This window comes from Streptomyces sp. NBC_00212 (genome assembly GCF_045206365.1).
Taxonomy (GTDB): domain Bacteria; phylum Actinomycetota; class Actinomycetes; order Streptomycetales; family Streptomycetaceae; genus Streptomyces.
On the sequence record NZ_CP108115.1, the window covers coordinates 485,248 to 498,709 of the forward strand.

General features: G+C 70.1%; 11 protein-coding genes and 1 pseudogene. 5 read left to right on the top strand and 7 right to left on the bottom strand.

Translation table 11 applies throughout. The features are described 5' to 3' along the window. Positions 1 to 6 precede the first annotated feature (6 nt). Complete coding sequence (locus tag OHA17_RS02620; RefSeq protein ID WP_406503637.1) at positions 7 to 1,425, bottom strand: short-chain fatty acyl-CoA regulator family protein; 1,419 nt, start codon at positions 1,423 to 1,425, stop codon at positions 7 to 9. A 361-nt stretch (positions 1,426 to 1,786) separates the two neighbouring features. On the opposite strand from OHA17_RS02620, the gene aceA reads away from it, so the two are divergent. The 5 genes and pseudogenes from aceA (at position 1,787) to OHA17_RS02645 (ending at position 7,453) form a co-directional block, all read left to right on the top strand. Next, the gene (aceA, locus tag OHA17_RS02625) at positions 1,787 to 3,076 is read left to right on the top strand and encodes an isocitrate lyase (protein ID WP_406503639.1); all 1,290 of its coding nucleotides are present in this window, start codon (positions 1,787 to 1,789) and stop codon (positions 3,074 to 3,076) included. A gap of 134 nt (positions 3,077 to 3,210) precedes the next feature. Next, on the top strand, positions 3,211 to 4,803 hold the full coding sequence (aceB, locus tag OHA17_RS02630; RefSeq protein WP_406503641.1) for a malate synthase A: 1,593 nt from the start codon (positions 3,211 to 3,213) through the stop codon (positions 4,801 to 4,803). Then, a complete protein-coding gene (locus tag OHA17_RS02635) occupies positions 4,800 to 5,669 on the top strand; it encodes a 3-hydroxybutyryl-CoA dehydrogenase (RefSeq protein ID WP_406503643.1) in 870 nt (289 codons plus the stop codon). Before aceB ends, OHA17_RS02635 begins: the two co-directional genes overlap by 4 nt. 428 nt (positions 5,670 to 6,097) lie before the next feature. Further along, positions 6,098 to 6,730, top strand: a pseudogene (locus OHA17_RS02640) (family 1 glycosylhydrolase); the annotation flags it as partial. 87 nt (positions 6,731 to 6,817) lie between these two features. Next, positions 6,818 to 7,453: an MFS transporter gene (locus OHA17_RS02645; protein ID WP_406503645.1), complete on the top strand. Its 636-nt coding sequence runs from the start codon at positions 6,818 to 6,820 to the stop codon at positions 7,451 to 7,453. Here the strand turns inward: OHA17_RS02645 and OHA17_RS02650 are convergent. The 6 genes from OHA17_RS02650 to OHA17_RS02675 form a co-directional block, all read right to left on the bottom strand. Continuing rightward, positions 7,417 to 8,607 (bottom strand): MFS transporter, encoded by a 1,191-nt coding sequence (locus OHA17_RS02650; RefSeq protein WP_406503647.1) that lies wholly within the window; start codon positions 8,605 to 8,607, stop codon positions 7,417 to 7,419. The genes OHA17_RS02645 and OHA17_RS02650 overlap by 37 nt on opposite strands. Before the next feature lie 86 nt (positions 8,608 to 8,693). Further along, positions 8,694 to 10,253: a glycine betaine/L-proline transporter ProP gene (gene proP, locus OHA17_RS02655; protein WP_406503649.1), complete on the bottom strand. Its 1,560-nt coding sequence runs from the start codon at positions 10,251 to 10,253 to the stop codon at positions 8,694 to 8,696. Positions 10,254 to 10,434: 181 nt separating this feature from the next. Then, positions 10,435 to 10,986, bottom strand: coding sequence for a DUF4142 domain-containing protein (locus OHA17_RS02660; RefSeq protein ID WP_406503651.1), 552 nt, complete (start codon positions 10,984 to 10,986; stop codon positions 10,435 to 10,437). Positions 10,987 to 11,326: 340 nt separating this feature from the next. Then, positions 11,327 to 11,680: a PRC-barrel domain-containing protein gene (locus OHA17_RS02665; RefSeq protein WP_406503653.1), complete on the bottom strand. Its 354-nt coding sequence runs from the start codon at positions 11,678 to 11,680 to the stop codon at positions 11,327 to 11,329. Positions 11,681 to 11,894: 214 nt separating this feature from the next. Continuing rightward, complete coding sequence (locus tag OHA17_RS02670; RefSeq protein WP_398873766.1) at positions 11,895 to 12,803, bottom strand: SigB/SigF/SigG family RNA polymerase sigma factor; 909 nt, start codon at positions 12,801 to 12,803, stop codon at positions 11,895 to 11,897. 130 nt (positions 12,804 to 12,933) lie between these two features. Beyond that, positions 12,934 to 13,344, bottom strand: a complete 411-nt coding sequence (locus tag OHA17_RS02675; RefSeq protein ID WP_398873764.1) for an ATP-binding protein — start codon at positions 13,342 to 13,344, stop codon at positions 12,934 to 12,936. Positions 13,345 to 13,462: the final 118 nt, after the last annotated feature.

Genomic DNA, 13,462 nt, shown 5'->3' on the forward strand with positions numbered 1-13,462 from the left:
GGGCCATCAGCCGATGGCGGACTGCTCCCCGGCCACCGGGTAGGGGACGAAAGTGCTGCTGTTCTCGTCGACGGCCAACCGGCGGTCCAACGGCGGTACGGCCCGCTGAGGGCAGTCCGTGCGTTCGCAGAGGCGGCAGCCCATGCCGATGGGGACGGCGGCGGAGGTGTTGTCGAGGTCGAGGCCGTCGGAGTAGACCAGCCGTGCGGCGTGCCGGATCTCGCAGCCGAGGCCGATGGCGAAGGTCTTGCCCGGCTCGCCCCAGCCGCCCCGGTGCCGGGAGATCGCGCGGGCGGTCCACAGATAGCGCTGGCCGTCCGGCATGGCGGCGACCTGGACGTGGATGCGGCCGGGCGCGGCGAACGCCTCGTACACGTTCCACAGCGGGCAGGTGCCGCCGGCCCGCGAGAAGTGGAAGGCGGTGGCGGACTGACGCTTGGACATGTTGCCCGCCCGGTCGACGCGCACGAACGAGAAGGGCACCCCGCGCAGCCGGGTGCGCTGGAGCGTGCTGAGGCGGTGGCAGATCGTCTCGTAGCCGAGTCCGAAGTGGTCGGTCAGCCGCTCGATGTCGTAGCGGGACTCCTCGGCGGCCGCGTGGAAGCGGCGGTAGGGCAGGATCAGCGCGGCGGCGAAGTAGTTGGCGATGCCGATCCGGGCCAGCGGCCAGGCCGCGGAATCCTGGTCGAAGTCCTCCGAAGCGAGGGCGGACATCCCCTCCGCGTGTTCGAGGAGCGCGAGCTGGGTGGCCATCCGGAACGCCTGCTGGCCCGGGCGCAGCCGGCTGGACAGGTGCAGGACCCGGGCGCCGGGATCGTAGTGGTGCAGGAGCCGGTCGGAGTCCGTGGCCAGGCGCACCCCGTGGCGTTCGGCGAGGCGCGCGGACAGCGCGCGCACCACCTCGCCGGGGCGTACGCCGATCTCGGCGGCGAGGTCTTCCGCGGCGAGGTCCAGGTCGTGCAGGTAGTTCTGGCGCCGGTAGAAGAACTCGCGGATCTCCTCGTGCGGGGAACGCGGCTGTGCCACCGCGCCCGGCCCCCGGCCCTCCGCGACTTCGGCGAGCTGCTCGGTCAGGTGTTGGTTGCGTCGGCCGAGGTCCACCAGGACGGTCGCCACGGCGGGCATGCGGGAGGCCAGGTCCGAGAGGTCGGAGGCGGACACCCGGCCGGCGGAGACCTCACCGGTGAGGGCGTCGCGCAGGTCGGCGACGAGACGGCTGGTGTCGCGCTCGGAGAAGAAGCCCGGGTCGACGCCGAACGCCTCGGTAAGGCGGAGTAGTACGGGCACGGTCAGGGGCCTTGAGTCGTGTTCCATCTGGTTCAGATAGCTCGGCGAGATGGCGAGGGTGCGGGCCAGTTCGGCCTGGCTCATGCGGCGTTCCTCGCGCAGCCGGCGCAGCCGCGCTCCCGCGTACGTCTTGCTCACCCGTGGCTCCCGTGTGGTCACGATCGTCGGCACTGCTCGCGATCGTAGCCGCGCGGGCGAGCTTCGCGGACTTAACAGAGTTGGCAAATCACGGGACGAAGATTCGCAGAAGTTGGCATCTTTCCCTGGTTGCTGGCACTGAGTGCCGATGCCAGAGTCGTACCGCGGCCCGCCGGACTCCGTCGGGCAGAGCGGAACCGGGGTGCGATTCATGCCCTGATGTCGGAGATCCCGGCCCTTCCGTCCGGCTCTGCACCATTGCTCGGATTGCCGACCCAGAGGACCGGCGGGCCGCACCCTCAAAGCTCCACGGCACCCGGTGCCATGCATTCGCACAGTTCACGATTCTCGGGAGACGGTCATGGCACAGGCAGAGAAGACGACGGCAGCGGCGGCGGAGCTGGCTCAGCGGTGGGCGACCGATCCGCGGTGGAAGGGCATCGAGCGCACCTACAGCGCCGAGGACGTGGTCCGGCTCTCCGGCAGCGTCCGCGAGGAGGCCACGCTCGCCCGGCGCGGCGCCGAGCGGCTGTGGCGCCAGCTCCACGAGCTGGACTACATCCACGCCCTTGGCGCGCTGACCGGCGGGCAGGCCGTCCAGCAGGTGAAGGCCGGTCTCCAGGCGATCTACCTCTCCGGCTGGCAGGTCGCCGCCGATGCCAACCAGGCCGGGCACACCTACCCCGACCAGAGCCTGTACCCGGCCAACTCGGTTCCCCAGGTGGTGCGCCGGATCAACAACGCGCTGCTGCGCGCCGATCAGATCGCCACGGCCGAGGGCGGCACCGACACGACCGACTGGCTGGCCCCGATCGTCGCCGACGCCGAGGCCGGCTTCGGCGGCCCGCTCAACGCGTTCGAGCTCACCAAGGCGATGATCGCGGCCGGTGCGGCGGGCATCCACTACGAGGACCAGCTCGCCTCCGAGAAGAAGTGCGGCCACCTCGGCGGCAAGGTGCTCGTCCCCACCTCCCAGCACATCCGCACCCTGAACGCGGCTCGCCTGGCCGCCGACATCGCCGACGTCCCCACCCTCATCGTGGCCCGCACCGACGCCCTCGCCGCCAACCTCCTCACCAGCGACGTGGACGAGCGCGACGCCCGGTTCGTCACCGGCGAGCGCACGGCGGAAGGCTTCTACCGGGTGCGGAACGGCATGGCTCCGGTCATCGCACGCGGCCTGGCGTACGCCCCGTACGCGGACCTGATCTGGGTCGAGACCGGCACCCCGGACCTGGCCCAGGCCCGCGAGTTCGCCGAGGCCATCCACGCCGAGCACCCGGACCAGATGCTGGCCTACAACTGCTCGCCGTCGTTCAACTGGAAGGCGTCCCTGGACGACGACCAGATCGCCAAGTTCCAGCGCGAGCTGGCCTCCATGGGCTACCGCTTCCAGTTCATCACCCTGGCCGGCTTCCACTCCCTCAACCACGGCATGTTCGACCTGGCCCGCGGTTACGCCGAGCACGGCATGACCGCGTATGTCGACCTCCAGGAGCGGGAGTTCGCGGCGCAGGAGCACGGATTCACCGCGGTGAAGCACCAGCGCGAGGTCGGCACCGGCTACTTCGACCAGGTCTCGACCGCCATCAACCCGGCATCCTCGACCACGGCACTGACCGGCTCCACCGAGGAAGAGCAGTTCCACTAGAACGCCGTCGGGCCCGGCCCCAGGGCCGCGCTCCTCGTGCCTCACGTTCCAACGCGATCAGCCGTCCCCGTGTCCAGGCGGGGGCCGACAACCGTCTCCGTCCGGCCCCCGCCCCTCCCGCTGAGGAGACCCGCATGTCCATCTCCGCCCCGACCAGCCGTGCCCGGGTCCTCGGCGCCCCGGGACACCGGCACGACGAGATCCTCACCCCTGAGGCCCTGGAGTTCGTCGGCCGCCTCGTCGACGAGTTCGGCGACCGCCGTCTGCATATCCTGCGGGAACGCAAGCGGGTGGCGTCCCGGCTGGCCTCCGGCTCCCCGTTCGACTTCTCCATCGCGACCGCGGGCATCCGCTCGGACGCGTCGTGGCAGGTGGCTCCCCCGGCGCCCGGTCTGACCGACCGCCGTGTGGAGATCACCGGTCCGCCGGAGCGCGGCATGGCGGTCAACGCCCTCAACTCCGGTGCGCGGGTGTGGATGGCGGACTTCGAGGACGCCACCTCACCCACCTGGGACAACGTCATCGGCGGCCAGCTCAACCTCCTTGACGCGATCGAGCGCCGGATCGACTTCACGAACCCGCAAGGCAAGCAGTACCGCCTCGGCGAGCAGACCGCGACGATCGTGGTGCGCCCCCGCGGCTGGCACCTGCCCGAGGAGCACCTGGAGTTCGGCGGCCGCCCCGCACCCGCCTCGCTCGTCGACTTCGGGCTCTACTTCTTCCACTGCGCCCAGCGGCAGATCGACGCCGGACACGGCCCGTACTTCTATCTGCCGAAGCTGGAGAGCCGTGACGAGGCGCGGCTGTGGAACGACATCTTCGTCTTCGCCCAGGACCTGCTCGGCATTCCCCGGGGCACGGTCCGGGCCACCGTCCTGATCGAGACCATCACGGCGGCCGTCGCCATGGAGGAGATCCTCTACGAGCTGCGCGAGCACAGCTCCGGCCTGAACGCCGGGCGCTGGAACTACCTGTTCAGCCTCCTCAAGACCTTCGGCCACCGCACCGACTTCCTGCTGCCCGACCGGGCGAAGGTCACCATGACGGCCCCCTTCATGCGGGCCTACACCGAACTCCTGGTGCGCACCTGCCACAAGCGGGGTGCCCACGCCATTGGCGGCATGGCCGCCCAAGTGCCCAGCAAGGACGCGGCCGCCCATCAGGCGGCCCTGGCCAAGGTGCGGCTCGACAAGGAACGTGAGGCCGAGGACGGCTTCGACGGCTCCTGGGTCGCCCACCCCGCCCTCGTCCCGGTCTGTCGCGAGGTCTTCGACGGGGTGCTCGGCACCCGTCCGCACCAGCTCGAACGCACCCGTGACGACGTCGAGGTGACGGCGGCTCAGCTCGTGTCGGTGCGCCGCACCAGCGCGCCGCCCTCGCCGGAGGGCATCCGGACCAACATCGCCGTCGCTCTGCGCTACTTCGACGCCTGGCTGCGCGGTCAGGGTGCCGTCGCCATCGACGGCCTGATGGAGGACGCCGCCACGGCCGAGATCGCCCGGGGCCAGATCTGGCAGTGGCTGCGGCACCGGGCGGTCGAACGCTCGACGGTGCTCGACCTCCTGGAGGACGAACTCGCCGCGCTGGGCGCAGAGTACCCCTGGGCCGCCGTCGATCAGGTCCGCGCGCTCTTCGAACGGACCACCCTGGCGAAGGAGTTGCCGGACTTCTTCACCACCGACGCCTACGCCCGCCACCTCGTGCAGCGCACGGAAGGACAGTCATGACCTCAGCCATCAGCCGGATCGGAGTGGTGGGCGGCGGCCGGATGGGCGCCGGAATCGCCGAAGTGTGTGCCCGCGCCGGTCTGGACACGGTGGTGTGCGAGGCCGACTCGACCGCCGCCCGCGCCGCCCGCGAACGGATCGCCGTCTCGCTCGAACGGGCCGTCCAGCGAGGCAAGTTGGACCGCACCTCCGCCGAGGACGCACTGGCCCGCATGGTCTTCACCGGCAGCCTCGACGACCTGGCCGACCGCCAGCTCGTCATCGAAGCCGTCGTCGAGAACACCGAAGCCAAGACCGAGATCTTCGCCGGCCTGGACAAGATCGTCGAGGACCGTGAGGCGATCCTCGCCACCAACACGTCCTCGATCCCGGTCATGCGTCTGGGCATGGCCACCCGGCGTGCCGACCGCGTCCTCGGGCTGCACTTCTTCAACCCCGTCCCCGTGCTGCCGCTGGTCGAGATCGTCTCCTCGCTGCACACGACGCCGGGGACCGTGGCGGCCGTGGAGGACTTCGCCACGCGCACCCTGGGCAAGACGGTCGTCCGCTCGCAGGACCGGGCCGGCTTCGTCGTCAACGCACTCCTCGTCCCATACCTCCTGTCGGCGATCAGGATGACGGAGTCCGGCTTCGCCACCCCCGCGGACGTGGACGCGGGCATGGAGCTGGGCTGCGCCCACCCGATGGGACCGCTCAAGCTGGCCGACCTGATCGGCCTGGACACCGTCGCCGCCATCGCGGAGTCCCTCTACGAAGAGTTCAAGGAACCCCTGTACGCCCCGCCGCCGCTGCTTCAGCGCATGGTGGAGGCAGGGCTGCTCGGCCGTAAGAGCGGGCGCGGGTTCCACACGTACGACCGGGGCTGAGGGGCCCGGGTTCGCCGCCGGGCAGAGGGCCGGCGGCTGCTGTGGAGAGGGGCGTGGAACAGGTTGGGAGACCTTGGCCACGCCCCTTCACGTACGCGTCGGCGACCGGGCGGCGCGCGACCGTCTCCCGCCGGGGGCGACTTCATCGGTTGCGCGACGATCACAACTCGCTTGCCAGCCAACCCAGTTGCACAGTGGCTCAACCGCCCGCCGAAATGCAACCGTTGCACAACACAGGTCCCGCACTCCCGCGCAGGTCACGCCCCATTCGCCCAGCGCGCACCAGCACTTGACCCGTCGGCCCGGCGCGGTCGTTGAGCGGGACACCATTGCTCCACCTCTTGACGCCCCACTTCCGGCGTCGCTTAACTCACGTCTTAAATTAAGCCATGTGCACCTTCAGGAGTCGAACGCGGTGTCGGCGTCTCCGAAGGCGACCTCACGGTTTTCGCTGGTGGCTTGACCCCGTCCACGGCCGCGGCTTCCCCACCGACATGCGCGAGGTGTACGGCATCGAACTGCCCGAGCGCCCGGGCGACTTGGAGACCATCGCCGCCCCGCTGGACTGGCTCGGCCTCAACTACTACTTCCCGGCGTACGTCGTGGACGACCCCAACGGACCGGTGCCCTACGGCAGTTCAGTGCGCCGCGAGGACGTGCCGCGCACCGGCATGGACTGGGAGATCGAAGCGGACGGCATCGAGTCCCTGCTGCTCCGCCTCACCGACGACTACGGCGCCCGGAAGATCTACGTCACGGAGAACGGCTCGTCCTTCCCGGACGCGGTCCGCCCGGACGGCAGTGTCGACGATCCGGAACGCACCGACTACCTGGAGCGCCACCTGGCCGCCTGCGCATCGGCCGCCCGCAAGGGCGCCCCGCTCGCCGGCTACTTCGCGTGGTCCCTCCTGGACAACTTCGAGTGGGCATACGGCTACGACAAGCGCTTCGGCCTCGTCCACGTCGACTACCGCACCCAGGCCCGCACCATCAAGTCCAGCGGCCACCGCTACGCGGACATCGTCCGCACCCACCGCGAGCAGGCCGGCCGGGCAGCCTGAGCCTCTGTTCCGGAGAACACCCGCACCGCGGTGGGCATGTGCACGCACGTGCCTACCGCTGGGAATTGCGGGGCCCGTTGGCGCGACATGCTTAACGTCCAGTTTCCGGTTCTCGCACAGTGGACGCGGTGCGACCTTTCGGCCGTCCACCGGCTTGACTGCCGGCCCGGGCTGTTCTTCGCGGGCAGGGCCCTGACCGGCCTCGCTACGGGTGCCTTCGTGCCAACCGCCTATGCGTTCGTGGGCGATCAGATTCCGTACCGGCACCGCGCGAAGGCCATGGGCATCGTCGTGTCGAGCTGGTCGATCTCCCTCGTCCTCGGCGTGCCGATGAGGTCCTTCCTCGGTCAATGGGTCAGCTGGCGTTGGACGTTCGGCCTGCTTTCGAATGTGCTGACCACCTTTTTGAACATGCTCGGCTTCTACGGGATGTACACCTACCTCGGCAGCGCTCTGCAGTTCCGGTTCGGCAGCGGAAGCTCCACTCAGCACGCTGCTCAGCGAGAGTTCACCGGCCCATCGGGGAACCAACCTTGCCGTGGCCCTGGGTGCGGCCCTGCTCGGCCCGTTGTTCGCGGCGCACGGATTCTCGGCCGTCGGCTGGGTCTGCGCGGCCGTCGCTCTTGTCGCCTTCGCCCTGAGCCTTTGGGCACGCAGGCGGGGAGGGCTGACATGCGCCGCGGGCCTCACGCCATCGCCCGCACCGGCCTACGCAGCAAGTAGACCGCCGCAGTCGAGGCCAGGACCGCCATGCAGCCGATGAACACAAGGCCCGCTCCTTCCAGGCCGAGCGGATTCACCAGTACGCCCACCCCGATCACCGGCACCGAGATGCCCGCGTACGCCACCACGAACAGGGTGGAGATCACCGCCGCACGGTGGCCCGCGGGGGACGCCTCGGCCACCGCGGACAGTGCACCTCGAAACGCCAGCCCCTGGCCGCAGCCGCCGATCAGCGCGCTCAGCACCATCAGTGGCAGCAGGTCCCAGCGAAGCGCGCCCGCGAGCAGCGCGAGTCCGGCCAGGAGGGCAGCGCAGCCCACGGGCAGTGAACGTCGCAGCCCGACCCGGCCGACGGCCAACTGTCCGGCGGTCGAGGCGAAGAAGGCCAGGGCGACGATCAATCCGATCTCCGCGTGATTGCGGACGCCCAGGGACTGCGTCAGGAAGGCGGGGCTGACCGATGTGAACACCCCGAACAGCGCGAACCCCACGAACGACCCGATCGCCGCGGGCACGAACACCGGTCGCACCTGCGCGGGCAGACCCGGCCGCTGCGTTCGCGCGCTGCTCAGCGGCTGCGGCTCCCGTACGGTCTCCGGGAGCCGCAGCACGACGACGGCCGAGCCGACCACCAGAGCCAGGTGCACGGCGAACGGCAGGTAGAGCGGCCACGGTGCGTACTGCGCGAGCACTCCGGCGAGCAGGGGGCCGCAGCCCAGGCCGCCCATGTTGGCGGCCGTCGCCACGAAGGTGGCCCGAGAGGTGCCACCGCGCGGCGCCAGTTCCATCACGTACGCCGTGGCGGCCCCGGTGAACAGGCCGACGCACAGCCCCGACAGCATCCGGCCCGCGAAGAGCCAGCCAAGACCGGTCGCGCACAGGAAGCTGACCGCGCTCGCCGCCGCGAATCCCAGGCCCCACAGCAGCACCGGTCGGCGGCCCACCGCGTCCGACGCGTTGCCCGCGAGCAGCAGCACGCCGATGACGCCGAACGCGTACACCGCGTACACGACCGTGACCGTCAACTCGGAGAACCCGAACTTGTCCTGGTAGAGGCCGTAGAGAGGGGTCGGCAGCGTCGTGCCGGTCATGCACACGACGAACACCGCCCCGCTGAGCAGACACTGACGCCATCCTGAGAGATCATCGGCCATGCCACCGACGGTAACTCCGCGGGCCGCTCCGTCCCGGCCCGGCGTGACGGGCGCGCCGGTGGGAAGTGTCCGGGACGTGGGTCGCGTCAGTCGTGCCGGTCCGGTCGACCGCCCTTGTCGGAGCGGTGCGGCAGGTGCGGCAGGTGCCCGCGGCGCAGTTGGAGCCAGATGTCGCGTGCCCGGCGGCCCGCGTGGGTGCGGCTGCGTGCCACCATCTCGCGCGCCTCCGCCTCGGACTCGACCATGGCCGACGAGCCGCGCAGCGGCTTGCCCGCGGTCTCGCGCAGGAACAGGGCCGAGACGACACCGATCGCGCCCGCGGCCATGAGGTAGTAGGCGGGTACGAGTTCATCGCCGGTCGTATTGACCAGGGCGGAGGCCACCAGCGGGGTCGTACCGCCGAACAGCGACACGGAGAAGTTGAACGCGAGCGACAGTCCGCCGTAGCGCAGGTGGGTCGGGAAGAGGGCGGGCAGCGTCGCGGCACTCGTCCCCGCGAAGCACACCAGGAACAGGCCGAGGACGGCGCAGCCGATGGCGGGGAGGATGATGCCGCCCTGGCGGATGAGCTGGAAGACGGGCACCGAGAAGACGACCATCGCGGCCCCGCCCCACAGGAACAGCGGCCGTCGGCCGTAGCGGTCCGAGGAACGGCCGACGGCGGTGATGGTGAGGACGACGAGCACCATCGTGCCGAGGACCAGGAGTTGGGCGGTGAGCTCGGGTTCACCGAGGGTGGCGCTCATGTAGGTCGGCAGGTAGGACGTCACCATGTAGTTGGTGACGTTGTAGAGCAGGACGAGACCGATGCACACGAGCATGGCCTGCCAGTGCTGGGTGACGACCTCCTTGAGGCGGCCCTTGCCGGACATGCGGGCCTGTTCCAGGCGCTCTTCCTCCTCGGGCGTGGCGCCGCCGCGCGCCACCGCCTGGCGTCCCCGTTCCTCGGCCTCCTGGAACGCGGGTGTCTCGTCGAGCCTGAGCCGCATGTAGAGGCCGATGAGCCCGAGTGGCCCGGCAACATAGAACGGGATCCGCCAGCCCCAGTCGACCATCTGGTCCTCGGTCAGGACGCCGGTCAGGACGGTGACCATGCTGGAGCCGAGGGAGTATCCGACGAAGGTGCCGAAGTCGAGCCAGCTGCCGAGGAAGCCGCGGATCCGGTCGGGCGAGTACTCGGCGATGTAGGTGGTGGCCCCGGCGTACTCGCCGCCGGTGGAGAAGCCCTGCACGAGTCGGCACAGGAGGAGCAGGATCGGGGCGGCGAGGCCGATCGACTTGTATCCGGGCAGGAATCCCACCGCGAAGGTGCTGATCGCCATCATGATCATGGTGACGGCGAGGACCTTCTGGCGTCCCACCCGGTCGCCGAGCGGTCCGAACACGAGCCCGCCGAGCGGCCGCACGAGGAAGGCCGCCGCGAACGTGGCGAACGTCGAAATGACCTGGGCGCCCGGCGAACTCGACGGGAAGAAGACCTTGCCGAGGGTGGCGGCGACATAGGCGTAGACACCGAAGTCGAACCACTCCATGGTGTTGCCGAGCGCGGCCGCGGACACGGCGCGGCGCACGGCGGGTTTGTCGGCCACCTTCACGTCGTCCGGGCTCAGGCTCTTCTTGCGGCGGCGCAGCAGCGTCCGCACCATCCGTTCGGTCCGCGGGCTTCCCGAGCCGAATCCGCGACCTCGATCGGCCGGGGGTGCGGGCCCCCGCCTGGTTGGTTTCATGGGCACCTGCGCGTCGTCGTCGGTGGGGTCTGACTCAGGTACCTGCGGCTTGTGCCCCCTCGCCGGTACGGGCGAGGGGGCACACGTGCCGTCGGCAGGGTCACCGCTGCGGCGAACCGCTCTCCGTGGGCGCGTGGCACACGCCGCCCTCCACCATCTTCAGGTGCGCGGCCACGATGGGCCGTGCCTCCTTGGCGGCCGCCTGGATCTGGCTGTCCTTGCCGGAGCTCAGCTCCTTGTCGATCAGCGCGAGCGCCTGCTGGTGACCTGCGCTCTGGTCCTTCAACCAGGCGGTGTCGTACGCCGCGGTGCCGTTCTTCGGCTTCAGCGCCTTCAGCTGTTGCTGCTGGGCGGCGCTGGGCTCCTTCGCCATGGCGATGCCCTTGGTCTTGGCGAGGGCCGCTCCCTTGGCGTCCAGCGCGGTGTGGTCGCGCACGATGATCGCCGCGACCTGTTTCACGCAGGCGCTGTTCGCGTGCGTACCGGCGTCCTTGCCCGCGGCGATCTCCGCCAGGTTGGCCTGGTGGATCGTCTGCAGGAACACCGCGTCCGCGGATGCTGCCGGGCTGGCCGCGCCGAACGCGGTCGCGGTTCCCGTGAGGGCGAGCACCACGGCAGCCGCCGCCGTCGCGCAGGTGTGGGTGAAACGCATGAGACCTCCACGTATCCGTGGACCGGGTGAGGGCCACTTCGGCATCCGGACGGCACATGAGTGCCTGTCCGGGCATATGGCTCAACCCGACACATCCTAGGGCCGCTTCCCCACGCCCGCCCGTTCAGATCACTCCCTGTCACGATCGAGGCGGAAAGCCCTGGTCAGGTGAGGACGGCTCTGGGGCTGTCGCTGAATCTGGTCGGGAGGCTCATGGGCGGCTGAGTGGTGCGTCCGAGGGCAGGGCGATGTCCTCACGTACGTGGGTCGGTCGTCGAATACCAGGAGTGGCCCGCCGGGGTTCCGGCGAGCCACCAACTGGGCGGTGATTCAAGGGAGTTCAGGGCAGTGGGGCACCGTAGTAGCGGCCGATCATGTCGCGGTAGGTGGGATCGTCGAGGTGGGTGGCTGGTTGGAACTCCGGAGAGTCCTTGACCTGGTCCCGGGTGAGGGCGACGTGGATCCTCTTCTCGTCCGGGTCGAGCCTGGTGACGGTGCCGGCCGGCAGCCGGACGCGCTTGCCGAAGATCCACGGCCCGGTGTCGACCACAAGGTGCGCGGAGCCGACATCGTCGGAGTGGTGGTCGACCTTGCCGATGTCCCCGTCGGCCGCCTCGACCTTCCAGCCGCGCAGATCCGCGCCGGCGAGATGGCCGCTGGTGTCCTGGTAACCCCAGAGATCCTTGTTCGTCACGGGGATGGCTCCTTTCCGTTCGTGTCGCGTTCCCGTTCGTGTCGCGGCGGGCCCCAGTCACGTGGCCCGCCGGTTCGATGCGTGTCTCACGCCCTCCCGCGGCCACCTGGGGGGGCGACCCGCATGTCTCCGTCGCCGACCTCTTGTCCGAACCCCCGGACCGGCAGGTCCCGCTCGATCGCCCAGGTGGCTTCCCGCAATCGATCAGCGGCGGTCAGGCGCGTACGGCCCGGTCCTCGACCATCCCGGCGCGGAGCTTGGTCAGAATGCGGGAGAGCAGGCGCGAGACCTGCATCTGCGAGACCCCGAGCTCCCGGCCGATCTCGGCCTGCGTGAGCTCGCGCCCGAACCGCATGCTCACGATGCACCGCTCGCGCTCGCTCAGCGCGCCCATCAGCGGCGCCAGGGTCTGGAGGTTCTCCACCTTCTCCATGCCGGGGTCGTCCTCGCCGATGAAGTCGACGAACGTACGGCTTCTGCCGCCGGCCGTGCCGCCCGCCTCTTCCGTGTCGGCGGACATGTCGAGGGAGCCCGCGGTGTAGCCGTTGGCCGCGACGAGGCCCTCGACGACCTCCTCCTCGTCCCGGTCCAGGTGTGCCGCGAGCTCCCGCACCGTCGGGTCGCGGTCCAGATCGAGGGCGAGGCGCTCCTTGGCCTTCGCGATCTCCACGCGCAGCTCCTGGAGGCGGCGCGGCACGTGCACCGCCCACGTCGTGTCGCGGAAGAACCGCTTGATCTCACCCACGATGTACGGCACCGCGAAGGAGGTGAACTCCACCTCGCGCGACAGCTCGAACCGGTCGATCGCCTTGATCAGGCCGATGGTGCCGACCTGGATCACGTCCTCCATCTCGCCGGTCCCGCGGTTGCGGAACCGGCCCGCCGCGAAGCGCACCAGCGAAAGGTTCATCTCGATGAGCGTGTTCCGTGCGTACTGATACTCCCGGGTGCCCTCCTCCAGGACCTGAAGCCGCTCGAAGAACACCTTGGACAGTTCGCGGGCGTCCTTCGGCGCGACCTTTCCCGCATCCTCCACCCAGGGCAATTCCCCCGCCCCGGGCTCCATGGTCGTGGCCGCCGTCCGGTCCGTCCGCTCGCGTCCCGTCACCTGCGCCGCTGCCATGAGGACAACCTCCCTTGAGTCACCTGACCGCATCCGTCGAAGCCATCGGGTGCCCGTCGTGAATCGGATCATGCATGCGAGTTCCCTACGTGGCCGAAGTACGCGGTGCGAGGCGGGCTTCCGGCCCCCGCTAGCGCGGCAGGGCGACGCAGACGCTCTTCCCGCCGTCACCACAGGGCATGACGGCCACGCTGCGCGAGAGGTGGCGGACCAGGTGCCAGCCGAATCCGCCCTCGTATCCGCGCAGGTCCGGCGGGCGCTCGCGCGGCGGGTCGGGGCTGGGGTCCCGCACGCTGATGTGCAGCAGGCCGCGGTCGGCCGCGAAGTCCAGGGCGGTGGCGCCGCCCGCGTGCCGGAGCGCGTTCGTGACGAGCTCGGAAACGACGAGAACCACGTTCTCGGCGGTCTCTCTCGTGGGCCGGGGCGCCAGCGTGGAGAGGAACGCGCGAGCCGCGTCACGTGCCTGGGCCGGCGTGGCCGGACCCGTGCTCCGTAGGGCGGAGCCCGGCAGTGGACCGGTATCAGCAGACGGGCGAGCCATGTTCGAGACCCCCAGAGGATTTGCCCGTGGTTATGGATGTGGTGGGGCTTCTGCCCAGATTCGGCGCGGTCGAACGTGTGCGCGTCAGGGGATCGCACGGCACACCGGCACCGCGCGG